The sequence below is a fragment of the Mesorhizobium cantuariense genome, assembly GCF_042647205.1.
GTDB classification, from domain to species: Bacteria; Pseudomonadota; Alphaproteobacteria; order Rhizobiales; family Rhizobiaceae; genus Mesorhizobium; species Mesorhizobium cantuariense.
In genome coordinates, this window is sequence record NZ_JBHRVD010000001.1 from 184,258 (window position 1) to 207,730 (window position 23,473).

Below are 23,473 nucleotides of genomic sequence, written 5' to 3' on the forward strand. Positions count from 1 at the left end.
GAACCACCTCACAGCCGGCAACCAGAAAGGACATAAGGTCTTACGAAACGGGCGCGTTCTTACGATTGACCTCCACGCGAAATTTGGGTTGTGACCATGACGTTATGGCGTGCACCGACGTCAGCATCGGCTCACAGCCTCATCGATCATATGAGATAGGTCAATCCGGACCGGCGAGCCGCTTCTCGTAGAAGATCACTGCATGTCCGTGCAACATCCCTTCCGCGCAGCGCGTATATCCAGCCGTCTCATAAACTCTTTGAGCTCCTACTTGGCTCTTTGTCGTGTCGAGCTTTATCCACTTGAATCCCAGAGAAACAGCTCGCGATTCCAATTCACTAAGTATTCTCCTTCCAAGCCCTCGTCGTTGAAAGGCGGGATCGACCCGCAAACGCTTCAGCTGTGCGACATCGTTGTCAACGGGTTTCAATCCACCCATTGCAGCGAGTTGGGGGCCGATATGCGCAACTACGAAGTCTCCGCCTGACGCGATGTATACTTCCCCGACATTACGCAAATCATCCTCCCACGTTCCTTCCGGACCGCGCACACCAACTGCCTCAGAGGCGCTTCTATGCAGATGCCATACATCATCGGCATCCCCTGACTCGAACCGACGAAAGATAACTCCGTCTTGAGACATCGACCATCACCTTTTTTCGGACGTCGGCGCGTCTGGCGTCGTGACATGTTTTTGCCGGGGCAAATACCGCGTTAGCTTTGACGCGCCGCCATTAGCAGCCGCTGTGAAAGGACAGCTTCAACACTTTCCGAAGTCTCGACTCCGACAATTGGGCGGCCAGGTTCGATTGTATACTTTAACGCCGTACTGCGGTGCATCCGGCTAAACTGATCCAGCGCACAAACACAGGACGCGAGCAGCTTTCTAGTTTCACTGCCGTGGCGCTCGATGACGGGCAAGATGGTTGCGAACTTAGGGAAGTCCGCTTTCCCTTCTAGCCAGCTTGGCTGGAGCCCCGAGCCGCCCTTGTCTGGCGACAACCAGCGAAAGACCTCCTGGATGCATCCCTGTGGATAGTATTCTGACAACCGATACACATCCATATAGAATTGCGGTTTCTGATGGAAGAGTTCTTCACCGATCAGTAGCACCGAGACCGCGACGATGCGGGCAGAGAAACGGCCGCTTGGGCCCAGCCTATCCTTGTAAGGGTTTTTTCCGTAAAATACACGAAATTGGCCAAATAGATCGGGCGACATACGTTCATAAAAACGCGCCAGAACATAATTTGCTGACTCAAGGCGCTCCACGCATACCGCAAGACATTGACGCGCGTCCGCCCCGACCGCATCACGCAAAGCGAGTAGAGCGTCTATTGCCGACTGTAATTCACTCTCAATGAGTTGATGGCCAAGGCAAAAATCTCGCTCCTCGACCCCGGCCGACCCGAGGCAATATACGCGTGGATCGCTCTGCAACGGATTCGTAAGGATCATATCTTCATAGGAGAGGACATCAATGCTAGGCTGCCGCTGCCGACTTACGCGTGCAAGTTGCCTCAGTGCCTCTCCCACCGTCAACTCGGCATCAACGGAATGAAGGCCGGCAAACGCAGACATCTGATAAGCACAATTAACGAGATACTGGATATCTGTCTTAGCGACCCCGAACTCGGATTGGGGCAGATTCAGCAGCTGCGCCTCATAGTCCGTCTCCGCAATCATTGCGTTAATGCTACGCCCAAGTGCCTTAACCGCTTCACCAGGTCGTGCACTGGCTTTGATCTCCGCGATACAGTGCGGCAGCTGATCGGCGACAAAATTGCTGAGAGGCCCAAAGGGGCGTTTTCGCTCCCGGCGATCAATGCTATCGCTCTGATGAGAAAATATCCCCTGCGCCCGATAAAGCGGCTGTTCCGGCATGGAAAAGGACAACTTGGTGACCATTGACGAGCGCCCCCGATTCACCGAAAGACAGCTTGCATTTCTGCACTTGACCCATATCTCGCCGCCGGCGAGTAATCGTGTTTTTCGAGCAGGTCAGTTCGTTTGTCTGTTATTCTGCTATCGTTGTACGCGACCCGCTCAAGCACATTGTCCGAGAAAAACAGCAGCGATATTGCGCCCGAATTGATAATGCCGGCCGCAGTTAATGAAAGCACGCCGTCGTTTGAGATGCGGACGAGTCCCGCCTTGCTTAAAAGTTCAAGCTCGCGGCCAAAGTATTTTTCAATCGACACTCCAAATTGTCCCTCGAAGCGGGAGAGCGACACCCCGCTGCTTCGCAAGGCAAACATCAATGTTCTGCGCATGAGATCGTCGTGCGACAGTACAGCACCTTTCCACACTGGTTTTTCGCCCGCTTCAACTCTAGATAGATAGCGATCTAAATCTGCTTCGTTATAGAACTGGCACTGGCTCATGTAGCCAAATCCGCCAAGCCCAAACGGAACAAGATTATTGTCGTTCCAGGAATCGTATTTGCGACGCTGTTGAACGGAGTGTGGCTGCGGCCTCTTAGTCCAGTAGAAAATCGGTCCATGTCGATAGCCAAGGCTGGTGAGGATGTGCTCCGCCATGAAATGCATTACGATGCGCTCCTTAGCTCCCGCGAATTGATATCGTCCTCTTGCCAATTGGCGAGCTATGGGATCCGTCGATTTAAACATCAATGGGAATATATTGAACTTCTCTATTCCCATGTCCAATAGGCCGATAAGTGAGTCGTACCAGCTCCGGAGCGTTTGCTCCGGCAACCCATACATCAAGTCAAGGGATAGATTCTCAGCGCCCATATCATTAAGTAATTTTACGGTCCTGACCACCTCATCTACACCATGCCCACGGTTTAATATGCGCAAAATATTTCGATCCAGAGTTTGAACGCCAAGAACGAGGCGATTTACACCGCCACTAAGTAAAGTGGACACGCGATCCGCAGCATCATCATGCTTTACAAGTGAGGGATGCAATTCGAAACTCACTTCGGATTTCGATAAATCAAATCGCTTGTTGATTATACCAAACAGCGTTTTTAGTTGATGGTTGGTCAAAAATGAGGGGGTGCCACCCCCAAAAAAAGCAGTCTCAATAGCTTTGCCAGCGAGCGCCGCGTCTGACCAACTCATCTCTTTATCTAAGGCCGACAAATATCGTTCCACTCGCTCGGAGGATGGATTGATTTCCTTGGCGAAGTGGCAAAAGGTGCAATGCTGATTACAGAAAGGAATGTGGAAATAGAGGTCGATCGACGAGGCAATCTGAGCCAACAATTGCTCGCTACTCAGGTTGCTCATTGCCTTGAGGGGAGGATATGTACCAACGAGATAATCGTTGTGCGTGTCAAGATGCAAATTTTGCGACCTCAGCATATCTAGATTGATGTCGTATGAACGATCGATCGCAAGTTCCAAGGCCTCGGAATAGCTCGGCGCGTGCATTCTTTAGGACTCCTTAAGCTTTCGTGTGGAGGTGATGCGTGATGTGCATTCGCGCTACTACATCGGTGTTTTCTGCTTGGGCCAAGCAGTGCATTTCGATCAGCGATCCGTATTCCTCCCAGTTGATGCGGCAAAGGCTCTGGCGGGAACGCGCTCAACAGCGCAGCGTCTATGGCATTGATTTAGATCAATCGAGGAGGTTTCATTTGAACTATTGCGGCGACTGGGAGACCGCGCGCGGTCGTGCGGATCCACTACCGCCTCCTCGCAATAGACATGCCAACAAAGACTTTTGTGCGGACCTTGCCTGAAAGACTGGAAAACCAGTGCATCGCATCGCCGCGCCGACTGCGCCTCAAAGTCGGCTTTCGGACATACGCGTCTTCAACCGGACACGGCTGAACACGACATCTTCACTTTCCTGAAGAAGCTATTTATCCGCCTACCGGCAGCAGAACAGTCTGGCATCCGCCTTGCGCAAAATCGGGCGCATCGAACGGATAGTGTTCACCTTACAATGGTTTGAGGATCCGCTCTTGGGCAACTCGGGTAGCGTCGCCTTAAAATGTTGAAGGGCGCAGCAAAGGATTGCGGCCCCTGTTCATGCGGCGCTCGACAAGGCGATATCGTTCCAGACGGCCATAGCGGCAGCACGAATATCGCGATGACCGGCAGCTGTCAGATGTTTGCGGTGAAGGTTGAAGAGGTTGGCGATCGGGCCGTGGATGGAGATGAAGCGCTGGTATTGCCCCGCCGGCTTGAACCGGATCATGCCTCGCTCTCGTCGTCGAACAGCCATATGCGAGTTCTCCGCCCGGTTATTGAGAGCTTTGTGCGAACGATGCTCGACACCGGGCATGATTTCCCTCTTGGCTGCGTCGTAGGATCTGAGCCTGTTAATATCTGCTCCAAAAAGAAGTGAGTGATTTCAGCGGGTTGTGATTCAGTCGGATTGCTGAGATTCGACGGAGATCACGATGCCCTGGACCGAAACCACTCGCCCTCACTATGAACGGCGCTGCCCGCGCTACGCAAGCGACCTGACGAACGCGGAGTGGGCGCTGATCGAGCCGCTGATGCCGGCGCCGAACCGGATCGGCCGCCCCCGCAAGACGGACCTGCGCGAGGTTGTGAACGCGCTGCTTTACATGGCTTCGTCGGGCGGAGCATGGCGGCTTCTGCCCAAGGACTTCCCCTCGTTCTCGACGGTGCAGAAATACTTCTGGCACTGGCGCGACGAAGGATTGCTGCGCGCCATCAACAACGAACTCGTCATGGCGGCGCGCGAACGGGAAGGCCGGGAGGCGAGCCCGTCCGCCGGCGTCATCGACAGCCAGAGCGTGAAAACCACCGAAAGCGGCGGCGTTCGTGGCTTCGACGCCGGCAAGAAGATCATGGGCCGCAAACGGCACATCGTCGTCGACACGCTGGGCGGTCGGCGTCGTCGTTCACGCCGCCGACATTCAGGACCGCGACGGCGCCCCGGCCGTCCTGAAATCCATCCTCAAGCGCTGGCCGTGGCTGCGCCGTGTCTTTGCCGATGGCGGCTATGCGGGGCCGAAACTGCGCGGCGCCCTGCAAAAGCTCGGAACGTTCACGATGGAGATCGTCAAGCGGTCGGACAGCGCGCAGTCGGCTTCTGACGATGAGCGCGGCGACAATCGACCGTGTTCTTCGCGGGGCTCGAGAGACCGCCGGAGGACGGGCACGGCGCCGCAGCGCGGTATCCACGGCGCTACGACGGAGCATTCCGATTCGTACTTTCTCCGACTGGCAGGACCCCTCCGCCCGGATTTGTCGAGGCTGACCTGGTGGCGCACAGTGGACCGGTGACGAGCGGCAGCTTTTATTCAAACGCTTTGTCTCACCGGCATTGCGAGCGGGTGGACGGAATGCGCTCCCCTGCTTGTCCGCGAGCAGAAGCTGCTGAGCGAGTGCGGCGGCTCCTGCCATTCAAACTTCTCGGGTTCGATACGGACAATGACAGCGTGTTCCTGAATGAGACTGTGCGCGATTACTGCCGGGACGGTGGCATCGAGTTCACCCGCTGCCGGCCTTACCGCAAGAATGACCAGGCATTTGTCGAGCAGAAGAACGGCGCCGTTGTTCGCCGCATTGTCGGCTATCGCCGGCTGGAGGGACTTGAAGCCGCCGCAGCGCTCGCGCAGCTCTATTCGACGGTACGGCTGATCGTGAACTTCTTCCAGCCGTCGTTCAAGCTGACATGCTTAAGGCCGAGCTCGTGGCAAGCCCTGGCGAAGGTTTTCGACCTGTAGCAGGAGCCGTTGTCGGTCATGACGCGGGCAATGACGACGCCGAGGCCGGCGTAGTAGGCCACCGCCGCCTTGAGGAAGGCGACGGCGCTTTCCTTCTTCTCGTCGGGGAGGATTTGCGAGAAGGCGATGCGAGAGGCGTCGTCGATGCAGACATGAACGAACTCCCATTCCGCGCCGCGCGACTTGCCCTTTTGTGGATCGCCGGTAATGCGGTGCCCGACCTGGCTGAAGCGGCCGAGCTTCTTGATGTCGATGTGGATCATCTCGCCGGGGTGCTCGCGCTCGTAGCGCCGGATCGGTTCGGCAGGCTCAATGTCCTTCAGCCGCGACAGCCCGGCTCGCTTCAGTACCCGGCTGACGGTGGCGCACGACACACCAACCTCCAGGGCGATGTGCTGGCCGGTCAGCCGCTGGCGGCGCAATGCCACGATGCGCCCGGCCACCGCCTGTCCGGTCATGCCCGGCATGACATGGGGCCGCGACGAGCGGTCGGCCATGCCGGCCCGTCCCTCGGCCGTGTAGCGCTCGACCCGGCGCGTCACGATCTTCGCCGACACACCATACGTCCGCGCCGCATCGGCTTTGGAGAGGCGGCCTTCAACGACCGACAGCGCCATTTCCTCTCGACGCAGGGGCGTGAGACGGGCATTCTTGTGGATGTTCATTCGGACCCTCCGGTGAGTGCTGAAGCTTGGTAACTCCAGTCTCCCCGGTCCGGTCCGAATGGACAACCTCCTGAAAGCTCACAGCTAGGCGGGCAGGCCCGGGATCATTTGGTGTCTGCGACGCTCGTATGGTTTACGCCGGTCATCCCTGGCCGGAAATCATATCGAGCGGTGAAAATGAGGATCCTTGATCCCGCCGAAGTGTTAGCGTCCGGCGAACGCATTTTCGCGCGCTCGATTGGCCGAATCTATGGGACGCGCTTCACCTCATCGACCATGACACGGTCGATCATCTCAGGATCGCATTGTTCATCGACGAGGAACTGGCGGATTCCACCATCCCACGTCCGTATGTCGGCGAGGAGACTTTGAAGGTCGTCGATACCATTCTGGGTTAGACCCTTCGTGCCATCTTCAGTGCCATCGCGCACATAAACCAATTCGCCCTCGGCGATATTGTCCGAGTTGGCGGTCACCTCCTCGATGAGTTCGAGGTTCTCGCCGATCATGCTGGCGACTTCCTTCAGCGTATAGATGAACCTTGAACGTGCCATCACGCAGCCTCGCATCGGTCTTTCGCCGGCGTCCAAAGCCACGGCAGTAATTCCTGGAGGCGGTCCTTGGGGTGATCCTGTATCCGGGTCAGGACGTCTTTCAGATAGATCTCTGGATTGTGGCCATGGAGTTTGGCAGTCTCAATGATGGTCAGGATATTGGCGATGCGCTCACCGCCCTTGTCTGACCCGGCAAATAGCCAGTTTTTTCTTCCGATTCCAAGCGGTCTCATGGCGCGCTCGGCTATATTGTTGTCGATCTCAACACGGCCATCGTCGATGTAAACGCTCAACGCTGCCCACCGCGAGAGGGCATATCGCATCGCTTCAGCCAGCTTCTGCTTCTGTGGCAGCGTCGAAAGCGTGGCCTCGATCCAGACCTTCAGCTCTCCCAGTATGGGCTTGGCATGTTGTTGGCGCAGTTTGCGTCGCTCGTCGGCAGGCATGCCGCGGATGCGATCCTCGATATCGTAGAGCGCACCGATGCGCGACAGTGCCTCGTCGGCGATCGGAGATGGCTTCAGCTTGATCACATCGTGGAACTTGCGGCGCGAATGCGCCATGCACGCGGCCTCGACGATCTGGTTGCCGTAGAGCTTCTTGTAACCTCCATAGCCATCAGCATGCGTGACGCCGCTGAAGTTTGCGAGGTGGTCAGCCGGATGCACGCCCTTTCGGTCGGGGCTATAGTAATAGGCGATTGCTCCGGGAGTGGGATCTTGATAACCGCTGCCATCGAAGACATAGACCCACCCTGCCAGTTTTTGTCTTTCCTCGCCCAGGGTCGAGAACATCGACCGGGGTATCGTCCGTATTTATTCGGTCAAGCGCGGCGATGTGCGCCCTGATAGCCAAGACGAGCGGCGCAAGCAAAACGGACACGCGGCCAACCCAGTCCGCCATGACAGAGCGAGAGATGCCAATCCCCAGCCGGTCGTACATCTCGGATAGGCGGTAGAGAGGGATATGATCGTCGAATTTGGCGACCATGATATGGGCGAGCAATCCCGGTCCGGGCTTGCCGCGTTCGATCGGCAGGGTCGGCATCTCACCCGCTACCGTCGTGTCGCACTCCCTGCAGATCATGCGCTTTTCGACATGACGGACAATCTTGATGGACGCCGGCACGTGCTCCATCACCTGGACCACCTTGTCTGCGGCCTTCAGGAACGATGTGCCTCCGCACGTCGGACAATTGCAGGGCGCGGCATAGACCAGCTCTTCGGTGGGAAGACCATCGGGCAACGGTTTGCGCTTCGGCTTGTCCGGGGTGTCGTTCAACTCCGGCAAAGGAGCTTTCCCGGAGCGCATCTCAGCCTCGGCACGAGAGGCCTCGATCTCCTCCAGCATCAGTTCGAATTGTTCGATTTTCCGGTCGATCTTTTCCGAAGAGGCGCCATGCTGCCGATGGCGGAGCAGTTCCAGTTGCGCGCGCAGAAGCCCGATAATGGAGTCGCGCTTGATGACTTCGGCTTCCTGGCTCTCAAGTTTCGCCGCCTGTTCAGCGACGAGCGCGCGCAAAACAGATAGCTCGTCCTGACTGTCCAGCGGCGTTGTTTCCATACCCGCAAACGTAGCCGATTTGCCCCCAACGCGCCAGCATTATGCCCCGGATGTCCTTGCAGAATATAGCTTTTAACCCGTTCGTCCGGGAGCAGAAGTCCACGCAGGTCGGCGCCAGTCGATCCCCTCAACAAGCATCGACAACTGAGCTTGCGTCAGATGCGCAACTCCATCTTTCGCCGTCGGCCAGGGAAAGTATCCGCGTTCCAAAATTTTGTAAAACAGGCAAAACCCTTGGCCATCCCACCATAAAAGTTTGATCCGATCAGCGCGTTTTCCGCGGAAGCCGAAGATTGCGCCGGAGCCCGGCGCCTCCTTAATAGCCGCCTCGACAAGCGCCGACAGTCCATCAATGCCACGCCGCATGTCGGTCACCCCGCAGGCCAGATAGACCCGCACATTCCCAGAAGGCCCGATCATGCCGCCTCCACGCAAGCGATCAACGACCCGAGCATCCTTAGCTCCACGTCAGCCGGAACCCTCAAACACCGACCGTTTCGTAGCGAGATCTCGATGACCGCTGGCGCCGGTGGCGTGTCAGGTGCCTGGGTAGCGCTCACCTCCTCGGTGATTTCCACCGGAAGGAACATCGCTGGTCGACCAACATAGCTGAAGGACTGCCGCCACAAACGGATCTGGCCAGGATGAATGTCATGCCGGCGAGCCACATCACCAATGCGAACACCAGGTTGATCCGCTTCTGTCAATATCCTCAGTTTCGCCTCGTCCGACCACCGACGCCTACGCTCAGTGCCGGACATGATCTCCATGCGAGCCATGCAACCTCTTCGATCTGGTATTAATGTCAGCACTAGAGCGTCGGGCGTTTATGTTGGAGCGCATCGTGTTGCCTTGAAGTAATTCCAACACTCTCCTGGAGTGAACAGGTGGCAGATATGGCCAACAGCGGTCCATAGGTCCTCGTATGTCCTGGCCTTGGCCTTTCTGAGCAGGGTCTTAAGTTTTGAGAACGCCTTCTCAATGGGGTTGAGATCGGGCGAGTAGCGCGGCAGGAACAACACCCAGGCGCCGCGATCCCTGATCGCCTCGGCGGCTCTCGGGCTTTTGTGGACGTTGAGATTGTCCCAGACCACCACATCGCCCGGCTGTAGCGTCGGCGCCAGCTGGGTGGTCACATAGATGTCGAAGGCGGCACCGTCGATGGCGCCGTCGATCACCCAGGGCGCCACCAGTTCGTGGCAGCGCAGTCCGGCAATGAAGGTTTGGGTGTTCCATTTACCGAAGGGCGCGTCGGCGACAAGCCTTTCGCCCTTGAGGCTGCGCCCCCTGAGCGGCGTCATGTTGGTTTTGACCGAAGTCTCGTCGATGAACACCAGCCGTCCGGGCGCCGCCCTTATCGCCGGCAGGCGATGCCTATGCCATTCATCGCGCTCGGCTTTGACGTCAGCGCGTTCTTTCTCCGACGCCAGCAGCGTTTTTTTTATAACTGAAACCCGACCTGCACAGGAACTTGGACAGATTGGAAGGGTCGACCTCAATGCCACGCCCAGCCAGCAGCACCGCCGCAAGCTCCGGCATTGTGATGTCGGGCCGACCCTCCACCTGGCCGATGATGAAGTCGCGATGACCGCCAAGCTTGCCGCTGCCTCTCGGTCGGCCGATGCGGGCCGCAGCGACAGATCCCGTCTCCATATAGCGCGCCTGAAGTCGTACCGCCGTCGAGGCTGCAACTCCAAAACGAGCCGCCGCGCCGCGCCGCGTATTGCCCCCATTCACATCCGCAACAATGCGTTCGCGTAAATCCGCCGACAAGGGTTTGCCCATGATCCACCTCCTGTCACGGTGAATCACAAATCAAACCCGATGGGAATCCACAAAGGCAGATTCCGCCTATTCGCCCGATGCTCTAATGCTGGTTCTAATGCCAGAACATCGCCCGATTTGCGCGATCAGCAAAATCCGCTCGCCGGACGCTTACGCCGAAGTTGCCGGGCTTGGCGTATCCGCCGATGCCTGGCAACCGGACGGGAACCAGACAAATCGCGGAACCGTCTTCACCCGGGTGTGGAGCGGCGCGCAGGCCGCGGTCGTCGCCGAAGGCATGAGCTTGCGCCTGAAAATTCAAAGAGATGCCGATCCGGCCGCGCCGGTCGACGAGTTGGTGCCATTTGGCCTCGCGGTCTCTCTCGCAATGCCCGGTGAGATTCGGCTCTATGATCAAGTGCGGGCCCGCGTTCAGCCGCGTCCGGCGCAACGTGCCGCTCCATAATGCAACCGATAAACAATACGCGACGGTATGTGCTGGCGCCGGAGGGTCTACCGGGCTTAGACGAAAAGACCTTATGTCAGCCACCTTTACCCGTCGCGAATGTCCTGTATGTGGCAACTGGTATAGCCGCACGATCGCCATCGCTTGGCTCGATAGCCTTGTTGTCGAGCAAATCGCGCGGATCGTTGACCATTACCGCCAGGTTATGGCGCGTCGAACAGCCAAGCGGCTGGTGGAAGGACTTGTCAGTGAGTAAAGCGCCGGAATACGACGGACAGACAGGGGGGCGGGCATGATAGACAATCGCCTCTATTCGCACTGCGCCACCGTCGTGTTGGTCGAGCAAATGGATGCTGTAAGCGTCGAGGCCCATCTGCCTGGCCTGATGGACTGCCTCTGCGCTGAGCTGGGACGACCCGCTGATAAGCAGGTGGAGGGCATCGCGCCGACCGCGACTGGCCCTCTCAAGGAAGACACGCAAGCGCTGCCGTCCGGAAGCGCGAAGGCTCTCTATGGTCAGGACGGTGGTCTCCTGTCGGATAAGGATTGGTGCCGATGGCTCGACATCGATCGGCGTAGTGCTTGTGCAGCCACTTACGCTTGCCGTCAGAGCGATCTGGAGAACTATGTTCCGCAACGTCATTGGCCGACAGCTATTCTATGATGAAGCCAGGACCGCCCTTGGCGCCTGGCGCGCCGGTGCGGGCAGTCGCGCGGCCTGGCGGCGGACTTGCCAACGAATTCGTCGGAGTGCCTCCCGCGTCCAAAGTCGGCGCCGGCGGGTCCGTGGGTGCGCTCATCTGGTCGGGGTTGGAGCCTGGCCTTACGATGTAGGGCGTAACAAGAATAACCAGTTCCGACTCTTCCTTTCGAAACGAGGACGAGCGGAACAGCGCGCCAAGGATCGGCATTTCGCCGAGCCATGGAAAAGCACTGATATCATTGTTGACGTTACGCCTGATGAGACCACCAATTGCGAAGCTCTGCCCACTGGCGAGTTCGACGACCGTGTCGGCTCGGCGCGTGGAAACTGCTGGCACCGAGATACCGTTGATCTCAACGGCACCTTGTCCCGAAAGTTCACTGACTTCCGGCTTTACGTGAATATTGATTAGGTTGTTGTTGAGAACGGTTGGCACGAATTCCAGGCTGACGCCGAAGTGACGGAATTCTACCGAGACTTGCCTATTTTCCTGCTGGACAGGAATGGGAAATTCGCCGCCGGCAAGGAAGCTGGCGGTTTCACCGGACATAGCGGTAAGGTTCGGCTCAGCCAACACCGAAGCGATGTTCTCCTTGGCGAGCGCGTCGAGAACCGCGCCGACGTTGACAGCACCATTGTCGAATCCGATTTCTGCTGTACCGCCACCATTCGCCGCCCCAGAGCCACCACCTTTGCCGCTTAACAAACCCACTCTGAAGTTGCCGATTTGACCGAAGGCGGACAGGTTAATGCCGAGTGCCTTCATGGCGCTACGGGAGACCTCTGCTACGCGCACACTGAGATTAACCTGCAAGGATCCGGCGACCTTGATGTTATTGACGACCTGCGCACCGTCACCGAGAAATTGCTCAGTAACCCTTTTGGCAGTGTCGGCGGCCTCCGCGTCGGGCGCTGTACCGCTTAGGATTGCGCCGCGCGGCGTATAGTTGACGCGGATCGGATAATCGCCGACCTGGTCCCTCAACATAGCGCGCAGATCCCCGATCGGTTGGCTGACGACAATCCGTAACTCGGCGAGTGCCTCGCCGTTTTTGTCCAGGGCGAACAGGCTGGTTCGCCCGGATTTCTTGCCAAAGACGAAGATGGTGCTACTCGAGGGTGCCTGATAATCGGCGATCGTCGGGTCGGCAACAAAGATGGTCGCGGCTGGCGCCGGCAAATGAACTGTCTTGCCGAGCGAAGAGGAGAGGTTCAGCGTGGTGTTGATGCTGTTGGAAGCGGCACGGGGCGCCCCCGCATCCGGCTTGTTCTGGGCAGCCGCAGAAAGTGGAGATAGCAGAACGAGCGCGCAGAGGAGATGGCCCAAGTAAGGAGAGACGGCAGGTCTCGAACCGACGATGAGCGTCGGCCGCCGATTGGTGTCAGGATGACGAGTTGGAACGATTTTCAAGGCAGTCTTTTCTTTCAAATTCGACCAACTATGCGGATAGACCGTCGGTCAATTCAAGAATGTAGCCAATGCCGCGCACGGTCGTGATTCGTGGCGTTGCACCTGACCTGCACAGATGTCCCCGTAAGCGATAGATTCCGACTTCAAGCGCGTTGCCAGATATTTCGTCGTTGAACGAATAAACGTGATCTTCCAACTGCGCACGTGGCACGATGCGGCCCGCACGGTTAAGCAGATGCTCTAGAATACATAGTTCGCGGCGTGCCATCCTCAGCGGTTGATCGGCAACCGAAACCTCTCGGCCGATTGGATCGAAGTGGAGATTGCCAAATACTATGATGGGGTCGGTCTTCTGTGTCGACCGGCGCAGAACGGCTCTCATTCTGGCGATAAGCTCGTCGGTAGAGAATGGCTTGAGCAGAAAATCGTCCGCGCCACCATTGAAAATCGCAATTCGCTTATCGAGATCGTCGAGGTTACTCATAACGAGGGCAGGAACTGAGTGTCCCTCGCTCCTAAGCTGCCTCAGCCAATCTAAGCCATCGCCATCTGGTAGAGCCAACTCCAGCAGGAGAATTTCATAGCTCGCGCAAGAAAATGCACTCGACGCTTGGTCCAGGCTACCAACGACATCAACGGCAAAGCCGTTTTCCGCGAGCGCAACTGGCACTGTGTGCGTAAGATCCGCATGATGATCCACGAGCAGCGTTCGCATTTCTTCTCCTTTCAAGGGAGGACAATCCATTGCACACGCCACCGTGGGCTCTGAGATCGGGGCGACAGCAGAAGTCGCGGAAGTCGAAACTAGCGCGGGATGCGAGCAACCCGATTTCGATTTCTCTGCGCATCGATCCTCCTAGTGCGGTCCCCCGCATTCGTTAGGCTTGCGTTGCCCTCCAGACCCCCATGATTCGATGACTGAGGCTTAGCTATCGAGAAGCTGGCCCATTGAACAAATCGATTGTTCGAATGAGGTCGCATCCACGTGATGGATGCATCTAGCATATTCACCTCAACTCGCGCGCACGCTGCCATTGCGCGGCGACAATTAGGGTGTCCGGTTGAGCGACAACTATGATGGCCGGTAGGAGCGCTTGTCAGGTCCGGTCGAAGGGAGGGGCGTGGCCCCCTCAAGCTCATCCATCGCGACACGCTGCGGCTGTTCGGTCAATATCACCGGATGGAGAAGGGACGACACTGGAGGTGTCGGAACCACACTGGGGGCAGGCCTGGACAGGGGCTGCCGCTGCCGAGGCTTGTAGGACTCCTGCGGCATTGCATTTGCGTAGCAACAGCCATTCGCGCTCGACAGGTTGATCTTCGCGTCGCGCGGCGAGCTTGCGGTCGATCAGTGCGTGGAGCCTCAGGAGATGGAGATCAGGGCCCTCAAAGGCCTGTCAGCTATCCAAAAGATGAATGATAATTATTGCTATAATCAATTATATCAATCGTCCAAGGCTCTAATATATCGATCCCAAGGCGGTCATGCCCCGCCCCTCTCTATTACTGCGTCGGTTGGGACTGCTGGGGACAATTCGGAGGCCAACATGTGCGGGATTGTTGGCATCGTTTGGCAACTGCCGGTATCGGAGCGATTGGTCAACGCCTTGAAGCATCTCGAACATCGCAGCTATGATTCGGCCGGCGTTGCGACGATCACCGAAGCGCCTTGCACCGCCGGCGCGCCGCGGGCAGGGCCGCCGCCGCGCCTCCAGCCTCGATGCGCATGAAGCCTTCATCGTCGGGCTGATCGAGGAGCGCAAGGACATCGGCGAGATCAATCAGAGGTCATTGTCGATAGCTAAAGGAATAAATTCTTGATCCCATCAGGTGCTGGAGAGGTTGGTAGCTTATGCGATGGTCCCGAAACAACTAGCTTAAGCCATTATGAGCAAGCATTTGGCGTCCGTCCTGACGACCGTGAACGCGCCCTACAGCGTACAGCTGGACTATGCAGGTCTGGCTTATTGCCTGGCGGATCTCGAGTTGGCCAAACAGCATCCTGGTCATATCAGCGCCTTTCTTGGCGAGGTTCCCCTCGCACTGCAGGTCGAGCTCGCTGTCGTGCACCACATCCCGGTCCCCGACCTGAAGGCCTTCGCCGCTGCGTTCTGGTCCGGCGAGAGCTATCCGCTCGCTGCGTGATGGCCGAACACGATAGCCGGCGCCCTTCCGAATGGCGGCGGCCTTTTAGCATCGCCGTCGATCTGATTAACCAGCTTCGGGAGAATGCGGCGGTCAGACTTCGAATGGTCGTTTGGCGGTGGGACGGCTATGATGATCAAGATCGGCCATCGTGAAAGCCATGACATCGATGTTTTCCTCGATGACCCGCACTGCTTGGCTTCATCGACCCGTCCAGAAGCCGCCTGCGCTTTGCGCCGACGCCATCGGACTGTCAGGGTGATGAAGTTCGCCTTCGAAGGCATCGGCGAAATCGACTTCATCATAGCCGGAGTCCTGACCAAGACGCCCTTCAAGACATATGATGTCGAAGGGAGGACGGTTCGGCTCGAGACCATTCCCGAAATCATTGTCAAGAAGGTCTATTATCGCGGCTCCCAAGCCAGGCCTCGTGACATCTTCGACATCGCAGCCGCAGCCCGGTCGCAACTCGGCGAAGTCGTCGATGCCTTGCGCGCGTTTCCGCAACAAGTCGCGCGCACCAGGGAACGGTTGGAAAAGTTCAATCCGGAATTCGTTAGTCGTGCCATCGCACAGTTGATGATCATGCCCGACTATGAAGCGTCGGCCGCCGACAGTCTGGATGCTGCGATCGCTGTGCTTGATAGGCGTTGTCATCGTCCAAGCCGACCTGATCGCCTCCCCTCCGGATCGTTGCCGGGCAGGGGAGGGGCTTTTTCTACAACGCCGACGCCTTGGTGAGGTTGACCCGGAAGCGGTCGCGGCGCAGTTGATATTTTCGGGTCATCTCAGCGCTGGTGTGCCCGAGCTGTTTCTGCACGTAGCTAGTGCGCAGTGTCTGCCAACCAGAGGCGCACATCCTGAATCGAGCGCGTGAGGACGGAAGGATTATCCCGTGCGGCGATGAAGCCCCAACTGTGCCAATAGCGCTCGGCCTCGGTGTCAATTGCCCTGACCACGACCGCGCGGCCACCGACGATGTCGGCGCCGGCGATGCAGCGCCGCAGCGCGTCCTTTACCAGTCCGCTGCCGACGCCACGCCCCACGTAGTTTTGATCGACCGCGAGTTGTCCGATCAAAAGGCAAGGGATCGGATCCGGTGGGCGCCCCGTGCGGATCGAGCGCGGCGCACTGTTCGGCTGGATCACGCTGGGTGCGAGCCCATAATAACCGACCACGGTTCTGTCATTGTGAACAACCAGGACTCGGGTAAACCCGCGAGCCTGGTTGGTCCGCGCAAAGCCGAGCAGCCATGCGTTGAGGGCGGGCTTGCCGCAATCGAATGCGTCGAGACGATGCGTGTCGTCCAGCAGTTCTATGCCTGAAAGCGCCACCTAGCTTTCCCAAGGGGCAAACCGGCGGAGCCGCTCCGCCGCCTTAGGCGGCGGAGGGCTTGCTGGGGCGGCGATCGCCTGCATGAATGCATTGTAGGCGTCCGGCGACAGGCGAATGACGGTCGCGTTGAGGATTGCCGCCTGCGCTTCGTGCAGTGCGGCGCGGCGCATGAACTCGGTGCGAGACAGGCCTAGCAGTTCCGCGCCGCGGTCGATAATGGTCAGATCGTCATCGCGAAACCGCATCGAGACGGGCGTTTCCTTCCTGGGGCCTGTCGCGGCCATGGCGCTCTCTCCTGTGCTGCGAGCGTATATATACGTTTGTAACGCAGATCGCAATACATCGTGACGCCCGGGCCCTGTGCCCGGGTGGCGGCAAACGCGACGAGCCTTTGCATCGACCCGTCCCGGATCCGGGCACTATCGAGCCGTGGCATGGGATGCCGAGGGCCCGGCGCTCGCTTCCTTGGCGAACGCTCTGGCGAAGCGGCCCATGGCCTTCGTCTGCCAGCCGCGCGCGCACCTGCCGCTCGGCCTTTCCATGTCGAATGATCGGGCTGAAGCGCTGGCCGGCATCCTCCAGCGCTACCCCGAGGTAGGCATCATCGAGGACGATCCGCTAGGCCCGCTCTGCGGCACGCCGGCCGCAAGCGTGGGATCCCGACCAGACGATCCTGATCCGGTCGTTCTGCAAGGCTCTCGGCCTGGACCTGCGCTCGAGCGTCATCGGCGGCAATGCCCGGCATGTGCAGGCGATCCCGCTAGCAGCGCTCGCATGGCCTGGGCATGATCAGCCGCATCCTGCAAGGCGCGCTAGGACCAATCCACATTCAGGATTTCCAAAACTGAGATGTGCTGAATCAATGCGTTCCGGATTTACTGATTCGGAGCGGGTTTGATGGGTGTAAAGCGCTATGAACTGAACGAGGCGCAGTGGGTCCGGATCGCCCCGCTTCTGCCGGGCAAGGTTGGTGATCCGGGCCGTAGCGGCGCCGACAACCGCCTGTTTGTGAACGGAGTTTTATGGGTCCTGCGATCCGGAGCATTCTGGCAGCACCTTTTGGAGCGCTACGGCAAGTGGAAGAGCGTCCATGCCCGCTTCACCCGCTGGGCCAAGGCCGGCGTCTGGAGCGTGGATGCGCTGGGCTGCTGCACCCGGTCGATGGGTTGCTTTCAATCGGACCACCCAGATGCAGTTTCTCATTCCGTTAGAATGAGTGTTGGAAACGGATGATGCCGCCGACGCTGTTCTTTTTGTCAGCTTTGGTCCAGTTCACGTTGGAAGGGTCAACCATGCCGGCGCCGAAGTCGCCATAGTGGTCGTAGTCGATTTCGGCTGTGATTATTAGACCTGCAAACGCCGTATAGACAGCGTTTGCAGTCAGACCATAGTCCTTGAGCTGATCACCCGAGACCTGAAGGTTGAACGAAGTTTTCTCGTTGAATCTGTAAGTGGCGCCGGCCCAGAAAGCCCAGTTGCCGCCCCAAAATTTGTAGAAGCTGCGACGATGAGCGTCGATTGTGTTAATGGAGTTGTCGCTGAGCTTGCCATAGGAGCCGTAGCCGAACGTTCCGAATAGCGAAAATTCGTTTGTGACATTGACGTCGACGCGGACCTTACCAGCCAGAGATTCGTAGTTGCTATCATAAGCGACAACGCCAGTGATCGCCCCCCAGCCTTGCATGTATTTCACGCCGCCGACGACATGCGGAACATAGCTGTCGATAGTCCCGACTACGCCCGAGCCTTCTTCGAGTGAAGCCACCGCCGAAAAGCCGTTGCCGCTGTCAAAGTAGTACTGAACCACGTTGGCTTCGTAGCCGCCGTGCGGAACAAGCATCTTATTGAGGACGTCGCCAGCGTGGCCAGTAAACACGTGGAAGGCCGACCAGTCATTACCAACTCGCAGGCCGCCAAGCTGAATCCAAGTGAAAGCCAATTTGACGCCTCTGTTGAAGGCGTAGTTTTGCGGGCTGTCCGTGCCCGAATAAGCGTTGCGATTACCAAAGTCCATGCGGGTTTCCGTATAGGTCTTCAGTGTGCCGAGTTCGGTCTCCTGGCCGGTCCAAGTTTTGAAGGTCAAGCGAGCGTTGTTTCGCCATGTGCCCTGATCCTCACCAGTCCTCAGGTCTGAGGTTCTGGCGCCGTCATACGATCCGACATGGCCCAGGCCGATGTCGTAAAGGACATCGCCGCCGATGCGCAGACAGGTCTCGGTGCCGGGGATGTAGAAGTAGCCGGAGCCGTACACGTCGCAGACCTTGATGTATTCGGTCGATTCTGGCTCGGCCACAGCCACAGCATCGACCGCGCGCGCGTCGGAAAGGGCGATCAGCACTGCAGTTGAGCCGAGGAGAAGGCTCCTGATGTTCATTCGCGCGTGCTCCGGTGGGCTGCGCCTCGACGCAAAGCGACACTCGTCAGTTGCCCCACGGAATTCAGCGCGTCTGGGCCAATCGCCATAGTCATCTCCGCTTGTTGTAGGCAGACGTCACAACGGCTACGGAAATCGACCACGCAAATAACGCGCCATCCTGGAGACGTAGCTGCGGGCTTACGCTCAGGTTGGCCGGCGCATCTTGTTGCGGTTCCTTCTTTTCGCTTTGAAGGTCAAGCTGAGCACGAAAAGCAGACGTTTCGGATAGATAGTCTGTTCGCTGCCCAGCGGTTTCGTTCAATAGCGACAGCTTTTGTTCGTTGTGTAGGCTTTGAGACATCATAGGCGGCACCGCTCGGTACATCGGGCGAGATACCCACTGACGTCGACATGAAATTCACTAGCCAGGCCGGGTATGCCATGTTTTGGTGCACGGCCCATCTTGAAGGCGATCGCGTGCAGCAGCTTGCCAATCAGTCCGGACAAGTGATTTCGCAAGGCTGGAAAGATCGACGCGTTGTAAACCGCCTCTGGATCGGAAGTCCTGTATGGCCAACTGTTTTCGCGATGGCACCCCCCGGCGCGATTGTTGAGCCTCTTTTGCGATGATCGACTTTCGGCATCACCTGACGTTCTATCGCGTTATTGGAACGCCATTTGTCGATGATCATGCCCTTGGGGCCGCAACTCTGTGCAAGCGACTGGGTCAGCAGGCGCTTGGCAGCCTTGGAAGAACACGCCGAGCACGTTCCTGTCCTGATCACGGCGCGCCCACTGCCAATGCTTCTTGCCTGTAATCGATACCACGCGTTATCGAAGTGCCGGATATCGCTATCCGAGGGCGTCCGCTAGAGCAGTTTCTGGATAATCACGGTTAGGCATCGTAGCCGGCGTGGGCGAACAGGTTTTCGCATTCTTTGGGGTGGAAACGATCGATGGCGACGGCCACGGCGTCCCATAATTCCGGGATGGACCGGGCTGCTGCCTTTCGCAGTAAAGCCTTCAGCTTGGCGAAGGCCATCTCAATGGGGTTAAAGTCCGGGGAGTAGGGCGGAAGATAGCGAAGGGAAGCCCCCGCAGCCTCGATGATTTCGCGGACACCGACCACTTTATGAGCAGGCAGGTTGTCCATCACGACGACATCGTCGGGTTGAAGCGTCGGCACGAGGACGCGGCGCAAGTAGACCAGGAATGCTTCGCCATCCATGGCGCCGTCCAGGAGCCAGGGCGCGACGATCCCGTCGAGGCGCAGGCCGGCCGTGAAGGTCGTGGATTTCCAGTGCCCATGAGGAACAGCCGCCCGGCAACGCTGTCCACGCGCAGAGCGGCCTCGTAGCCGGGCCATCTTGGTATTGAGGCCACTTTCGTCGATGAAGATCAGGCGGCTCGGATCGAGATCGAGTTGGCCTTCGAACCACTCTTCCCGCGCTGCCAAAACATCCGGTCGCTGCTGTTCGGCCGCGTGCGCTGTCTTTTTTTGTACGTGATGCCACGCTTTGCGAAGAACGCATGGACCGTCGTCAGGCTGGCTTTGACCCCGCGCTCTGCCGCAAGGCGATCGACGATCTCGGCAAGCGTGATGTCCCGCTCATCGGTCTCGACCAAGGCGAGAATGAAAGTCTCGTGCGCGTCCAGCTTCGATACCTTCGGCTTGCCCTGCCGCCCAGGTTCCAGATTGCCGCTCGAACGCCAGGCCCGATACCATGCACCAGACGTCGATATCCCGATCGCAAACCGCCGTGCCGCTTCTCGGGTCGACAGGCCTGCCTCTATCGCCTCGATAACACGCGTCCGCAAATCCAGGCTGTAAGCTCGTGCCATGCCGCTGCTCCTTCCGCAAATCACTTCCATCAGGGAATCAGAACAAGCCGTTCACTGCAAACAAACGACTCCGATTAAGGGAAAACCGCTCTAGCGAGCAATGTCTGGCTCCTAGCCGTATCGTCCCCCAGCATATAGCATTGCCGCGCTCCGATCTCCTCGACCAAGCGCAGTCTGAAGGGAAAGCGTCGAAAATCTCGGTGTGCGTGATGATCTCGGCAGGGCGAACGATGGCGCTTGTAGCTAACCGATATTGTGTTCATGCCATCGCGTTCGGCGGTTAGAGCGGACCATCGCGTGAGGAAAGGCATTGGCGAAATACAGTGTCGCGGCGAAAGCGGAACGGATTTGACATAGCGCAAGACCCAGGAGAACCGCAGCGGTAAGGATGACAGTTATCGGCATAGGACGGTAAACTGTTGCGGACCTCGATCCTGACAAAATATCACAAGGCCCGGCTGCTAAGGGACCTGCCGGCCGGGCCGGGGCCGCGGCAAAACTGCGCCGCGAGGCTGAGCAGGCGAGCTTGCTTTAGTCGGACACTTTAAGGAGAAGCCGCCTGCTTCGCCCCTGCGCAGGCCTCCCAGGGAGCGCGGGCAAAGCGAATGTCGCATGCTCATCCCATGAGACGGCGGCGTTTCCGTCGCGGAGGTTGGAGGTCTCGTCATCTCCCCAAAGTTGGGGGAGCGCGTGCTAAAATCTCTTCCGGATTGAACCCAGAACTTCGCACAAGGGGGGCAGGCTCACTTTGTATGAAATAATGGGGCGAGCGTGCTCCTGGGTTCTTATCCGCGTCGGGAGCGGGAAACTCATTAACGGGATTTATTAGACGCCCGGCTGAGCGGCTGCCGGCTCGGGACGCAGATAGGCGTGCAGCGCCCTGACGCATTCATCCATCTGCCTCTCATGCGACACATTGCGCGAAGCGATCGTGAGATGAGCATTTTGATAGATCGGCTCACGCTCAGCGATCTGTTGCGTGATAGTGCCCAGCAGGTCCGAGGCCTGCTGCAGCCGGCGACCGCGTCGTCTCCCGAGCCGTCGCATTATCAGGTCGGCATCGGCCTTGAGCCAGATCGAGACCGCCTTGTCCTGGATGAGCCCATGGGTCTGCTGATGGATGAAGGAACTGTCACCGGTCGCGAGCACTGCCGGTCCTTGCTTCAGCACACGCGCAATCACTCTCGCCTCAAGCTCCCTGAAATGCTCCTCGCCATGGGTTTCGCAAAGTTTTTTTATCGACATGCCGGCCTCTTTCCTGATCTCGGCATCGGAGTCGATGAATTTCAACCCCAACCCTTTTGCAAGCCGCTCGCCAATGGTGGATTTACCGACGCCCGACATGCCGACGAGCGCTATCGGCCGCACGCCGAGGGCCGGCGCAATCTGGCTTGCTTGCGGCGACCTGGCGATCTCGGACATTCTTGATTTTTCGCCAACTCGCATTCCAAATGCCGCAGCAGCGCTCCATCTAGCCCGCTTGATGCACGGCGATCGGCTTTCGGCGGCCTGCATGGCGATCTGGCCGCCCTTGGGGTGCATTTTGACAAGCCTCGTCGGGCGCCGGCGATGATCCGTCGTGACGGAAGGCGGGGGTTTGCGGGTTGAGGTCGGCGGGTTTGTTTCGGGACGTCTGCGCCCCATCGTTTATGTCGCGAGTTGCGGGATGCGGCTGAGGACGATGCGCAGAATACGCTGGTCGGGGCAGGATGTCGGCAGGTGCAGACGGATCTGGGTTTTCATCTCGACCACGCGGGCGGCGATCTTGATGAGGCGCAATCGCAGCGTGTCGAATTGGGCGACGGCAAAGCTCGAGCGTTTCGGCATCGCGGCGCGCAGGCCCCACATCAGCCAGTAGGCGCCGGCATGCAGGAACAGCCGGAACTGGTTGGCCGTCGCTCTTGTGCAGGAGGTGCGGTCGGCGGCGAGATGCGTCTTCCACGACTTGATGTGGTTCTCGGCAGCGCCGCGCCGGCAGTAGACATCCTCGTAGAGCGCCTTGGCCTTGCCACTTGCAAGGTTGGTGACGATGAAGCGGTATCGGCACCTTGGGCGCCGACCTCGACGCGGGCGATGATGCGCTCTACGCGGCTCCAACTGGCGGCGCCGTCAAAAAACTCCTTGAAGCGGCGGACCTTGTTCGTCTTCGATGCTTCAAGGCGCGCCATCGTGCTGCTCTCCAGGTCCGCGACATGCTTGCGCAGGGTCGTGGTGGGCGCCACGCCGAGGATGAAGTCGACATCGTTGGCGCGGCACCAGTCGATGACCTGCGGACTACAATAGTGGCTGTCGGCCCGGATAAGGATGCCGGTGTTCGGCCAATTGCTGCGGATCGCCCGCACCAGGCGGCGCAGGTGGGGGCGGATTTCTGCCCCGCTCGGCCGCTTCGCTGGTCGCAGGACCGCACCGACGAACCGGCCGTCGCCATCGAACACAACAATCGGCTGGAAGCCGTATTCGTCGTGATGGGCATTGAACAGGCGGAGCTGCTGGCCGCCATGCACGGCGTCAAAAGTGTCGTCAATGTCGAGCACGATCCGCTTCGGAACCTGGCGGAAGGAAGCGCAATAGAGGTCGACCATCGCCCGGCCCATAACGATCAGTTCCCGCACGCCAGGCAGGTTCTCCAGCCGGCACATCGTCGATTGCGAGGCCAGATCCCGACCCGAAGGCAGCGCATCCTGGGCCATCTTGAAGACCGGATCGCAGCGCAGCGCAGTTGGCGTCGTTGCCATCCTCGTAGCCGGCGGCGATCATCTTCATGCGAAAGCCGATCATGTCCGCCAGGCTGTGGATGATCTGGTCCGGGCGGCGCGGATCGTCGATGCAACGCGCCACACGGTCCACCTCGGCCAGAGCCAGAACACCACTGTTCGAGGACAACATGCCGCCGTCAAAACGGGCGACGACGGACTTGCCGCCGACTGATGACAAACCGCTCAACGGCAGCATAAGATCATTCATCGCGGGTGTGGTCTCCGGGAAATGGTTC

18 protein-coding genes and 8 pseudogenes are annotated in these 23,473 nt (G+C 58.6%); 7 read left to right on the plus strand and 19 right to left on the minus strand.

What is annotated here, in order from left to right:
• Nucleotides 1–160: 160 nt before the first annotated feature.
• The 3 genes from ACFOJ9_RS00860 to ACFOJ9_RS00870 all read right to left on the minus strand — a co-directional run bounded on the left by ACFOJ9_RS00860 (nucleotide 161) and on the right by ACFOJ9_RS00870 (nucleotide 3,401).
• Nucleotides 161–643, minus strand: coding sequence for a GNAT family N-acetyltransferase (locus ACFOJ9_RS00860; RefSeq protein WP_095090031.1), 483 nt, complete (start codon nucleotides 641–643; stop codon nucleotides 161–163).
• A 71-nt stretch (nucleotides 644–714) separates the two neighbouring features.
• Nucleotides 715–1,908 carry a hypothetical protein gene (locus ACFOJ9_RS00865; RefSeq protein ID WP_095090032.1) on the minus strand — a complete coding sequence of 398 codons (1,194 nt, stop codon included), beginning with the start codon at nucleotides 1,906–1,908 and terminating at the stop codon, nucleotides 715–717.
• A 17-nt stretch (nucleotides 1,909–1,925) separates the two neighbouring features.
• The gene (locus ACFOJ9_RS00870) at nucleotides 1,926–3,401 is read right to left on the minus strand and encodes a coproporphyrinogen-III oxidase family protein (protein ID WP_167392276.1); all 1,476 of its coding nucleotides are present in this window, start codon (nucleotides 3,399–3,401) and stop codon (nucleotides 1,926–1,928) included.
• Between the two features lie 446 nt (nucleotides 3,402–3,847).
• On the opposite strand from ACFOJ9_RS00870, the pseudogene ACFOJ9_RS00875 reads away from it, so the two are divergent.
• Nucleotides 3,848–3,973 (plus strand): annotated as a pseudogene (locus ACFOJ9_RS00875) (hypothetical protein); the annotation flags it as partial.
• A gap of 29 nt (nucleotides 3,974–4,002) precedes the next feature.
• Here ACFOJ9_RS00875 and ACFOJ9_RS00880 read toward each other — a convergent pair.
• Nucleotides 4,003–4,299, minus strand: a pseudogene (locus ACFOJ9_RS00880) (DDE-type integrase/transposase/recombinase); the annotation flags it as partial.
• Between the two features lie 178 nt (nucleotides 4,300–4,477).
• On the opposite strand from ACFOJ9_RS00880, the pseudogene ACFOJ9_RS00885 reads away from it, so the two are divergent.
• Together ACFOJ9_RS00885 and ACFOJ9_RS00890 are read left to right on the plus strand one after the other, a co-directional pair.
• Nucleotides 4,478–4,967: pseudogene (locus ACFOJ9_RS00885) on the plus strand (IS5 family transposase); the annotation flags it as partial.
• A 61-nt stretch (nucleotides 4,968–5,028) separates the two neighbouring features.
• Nucleotides 5,029–5,623: pseudogene (locus tag ACFOJ9_RS00890) on the plus strand (transposase); the annotation flags it as partial.
• Here ACFOJ9_RS00890 and ACFOJ9_RS00895 read toward each other — a convergent pair.
• From ACFOJ9_RS00895 to ACFOJ9_RS00920, 6 genes and pseudogenes are all read right to left on the minus strand, one after another.
• Nucleotides 5,623–6,342, minus strand: a pseudogene (locus tag ACFOJ9_RS00895) (DDE-type integrase/transposase/recombinase); the annotation flags it as partial. The pseudogenes ACFOJ9_RS00890 and ACFOJ9_RS00895 sit on opposite strands and share 1 nt — an antisense overlap.
• Nucleotides 6,343–6,590: 248 nt before the next feature.
• The gene (locus tag ACFOJ9_RS00900; protein ID WP_095090033.1) at nucleotides 6,591–6,896 is read right to left on the minus strand and encodes a hypothetical protein; all 306 of its coding nucleotides are present in this window, start codon (nucleotides 6,894–6,896) and stop codon (nucleotides 6,591–6,593) included.
• Nucleotides 6,896–8,459, minus strand: a pseudogene (gene tnpC / locus ACFOJ9_RS00905) (IS66 family transposase). The gene ACFOJ9_RS00900 and the pseudogene tnpC overlap by 1 nt, the downstream one beginning before the upstream one ends.
• Before the next feature lie 72 nt (nucleotides 8,460–8,531).
• Nucleotides 8,532–8,879: an IS66 family insertion sequence element accessory protein TnpB gene (tnpB, locus tag ACFOJ9_RS00910; RefSeq protein ID WP_095090034.1), complete on the minus strand. Its 348-nt coding sequence runs from the start codon at nucleotides 8,877–8,879 to the stop codon at nucleotides 8,532–8,534.
• Entirely contained in the window at nucleotides 8,876–9,238 is a 363-nt protein-coding gene (gene tnpA, locus ACFOJ9_RS00915; RefSeq protein ID WP_095090036.1) for an IS66-like element accessory protein TnpA, read from the minus strand. Before tnpA ends, tnpB begins: the two co-directional genes overlap by 4 nt.
• A 48-nt stretch (nucleotides 9,239–9,286) precedes the next feature.
• Nucleotides 9,287–10,244 (minus strand): IS630 family transposase gene (locus ACFOJ9_RS00920; RefSeq protein ID WP_378976462.1). Its coding sequence is split into 2 segments (ribosomal slippage): nucleotides 9,287–9,901 and nucleotides 9,903–10,244, totalling 957 coding nucleotides; the frame shifts between segments, so codons are not numbered across the junction.
• An 85-nt stretch (nucleotides 10,245–10,329) separates the two neighbouring features.
• Between ACFOJ9_RS00920 and ACFOJ9_RS00925 the strand changes: the two genes are divergently transcribed.
• On the plus strand, nucleotides 10,330–10,689 hold the full coding sequence (locus ACFOJ9_RS00925; RefSeq protein ID WP_378976464.1) for a hypothetical protein: 360 nt from the start codon (nucleotides 10,330–10,332) through the stop codon (nucleotides 10,687–10,689).
• 76 nt (nucleotides 10,690–10,765) lie between these two features.
• Here the strand turns inward: ACFOJ9_RS00925 and ACFOJ9_RS00930 are convergent, their stop codons facing one another.
• From ACFOJ9_RS00930 to ACFOJ9_RS00940, 3 genes are read right to left on the minus strand one after another with little or no spacing between them, the layout of a single operon-like run.
• Nucleotides 10,766–11,332 (minus strand): CpaD family pilus assembly lipoprotein, encoded by a 567-nt coding sequence (locus tag ACFOJ9_RS00930; protein WP_095090039.1) that lies wholly within the window; start codon nucleotides 11,330–11,332, stop codon nucleotides 10,766–10,768.
• 10 nt (nucleotides 11,333–11,342) lie between these two features.
• Nucleotides 11,343–12,803 carry a type II and III secretion system protein family protein gene (locus ACFOJ9_RS00935; RefSeq protein ID WP_378976466.1) on the minus strand — a complete coding sequence of 487 codons (1,461 nt, stop codon included), beginning with the start codon at nucleotides 12,801–12,803 and terminating at the stop codon, nucleotides 11,343–11,345.
• 28 nt (nucleotides 12,804–12,831) lie between these two features.
• Nucleotides 12,832–13,518, minus strand: coding sequence for a response regulator (locus ACFOJ9_RS00940; protein WP_095090041.1), 687 nt, complete (start codon nucleotides 13,516–13,518; stop codon nucleotides 12,832–12,834).
• Between the two features lie 1,172 nt (nucleotides 13,519–14,690).
• Here ACFOJ9_RS00940 and ACFOJ9_RS00945 point away from each other — a divergent pair.
• Nucleotides 14,691–14,948, plus strand: a complete 258-nt coding sequence (locus ACFOJ9_RS00945) for a hypothetical protein (RefSeq protein WP_378976468.1) — start codon at nucleotides 14,691–14,693, stop codon at nucleotides 14,946–14,948.
• 84 nt (nucleotides 14,949–15,032) lie between these two features.
• The gene (locus ACFOJ9_RS00950; RefSeq protein ID WP_143748872.1) at nucleotides 15,033–15,689 is read left to right on the plus strand and encodes a nucleotidyl transferase AbiEii/AbiGii toxin family protein; all 657 of its coding nucleotides are present in this window, start codon (nucleotides 15,033–15,035) and stop codon (nucleotides 15,687–15,689) included.
• 83 nt (nucleotides 15,690–15,772) lie between these two features.
• On the opposite strand, the gene ACFOJ9_RS00955 is transcribed toward ACFOJ9_RS00950, so the two are convergent.
• Both ACFOJ9_RS00955 and ACFOJ9_RS00960 read right to left on the minus strand, forming a co-directional pair.
• Nucleotides 15,773–16,282, minus strand: coding sequence for a GNAT family N-acetyltransferase (locus tag ACFOJ9_RS00955; protein WP_378976470.1), 510 nt, complete (start codon nucleotides 16,280–16,282; stop codon nucleotides 15,773–15,775).
• The gene (locus ACFOJ9_RS00960) at nucleotides 16,283–16,567 is read right to left on the minus strand and encodes a type II toxin-antitoxin system TacA family antitoxin (protein WP_095090048.1); all 285 of its coding nucleotides are present in this window, start codon (nucleotides 16,565–16,567) and stop codon (nucleotides 16,283–16,285) included.
• 613 nt (nucleotides 16,568–17,180) lie between these two features.
• Here ACFOJ9_RS00960 and ACFOJ9_RS00965 point away from each other — a divergent pair.
• Nucleotides 17,181–17,411 (plus strand): annotated as a pseudogene (locus ACFOJ9_RS00965) (transposase); the annotation flags it as partial.
• A 79-nt stretch (nucleotides 17,412–17,490) separates the two neighbouring features.
• Here the strand turns inward: ACFOJ9_RS00965 and ACFOJ9_RS00970 are convergent.
• The 4 genes and pseudogenes from ACFOJ9_RS00970 to ACFOJ9_RS00985 form a co-directional block, all read right to left on the minus strand.
• Entirely contained in the window at nucleotides 17,491–18,657 is a 1,167-nt protein-coding gene (locus ACFOJ9_RS00970) for a porin (RefSeq protein WP_378976472.1), read from the minus strand.
• 877 nt (nucleotides 18,658–19,534) lie between these two features.
• A protein-coding gene (locus tag ACFOJ9_RS00975; RefSeq protein WP_417568608.1) for an IS630 family transposase occupies nucleotides 19,535–20,481 on the minus strand; the annotation gives its coding sequence in 2 pieces (ribosomal slippage) (nucleotides 19,535–20,137 and nucleotides 20,140–20,481; 945 coding nt in all).
• Between the two features lie 825 nt (nucleotides 20,482–21,306).
• Nucleotides 21,307–21,903: a shikimate kinase gene (locus ACFOJ9_RS00980; protein WP_378976476.1), complete on the minus strand. Its 597-nt coding sequence runs from the start codon at nucleotides 21,901–21,903 to the stop codon at nucleotides 21,307–21,309.
• Nucleotides 21,904–22,128: 225 nt separating this feature from the next.
• A pseudogene (locus ACFOJ9_RS00985) lies at nucleotides 22,129–23,445 on the minus strand (IS1380 family transposase).
• Between the last annotated feature and the right edge of the window lie 28 nt (nucleotides 23,446–23,473).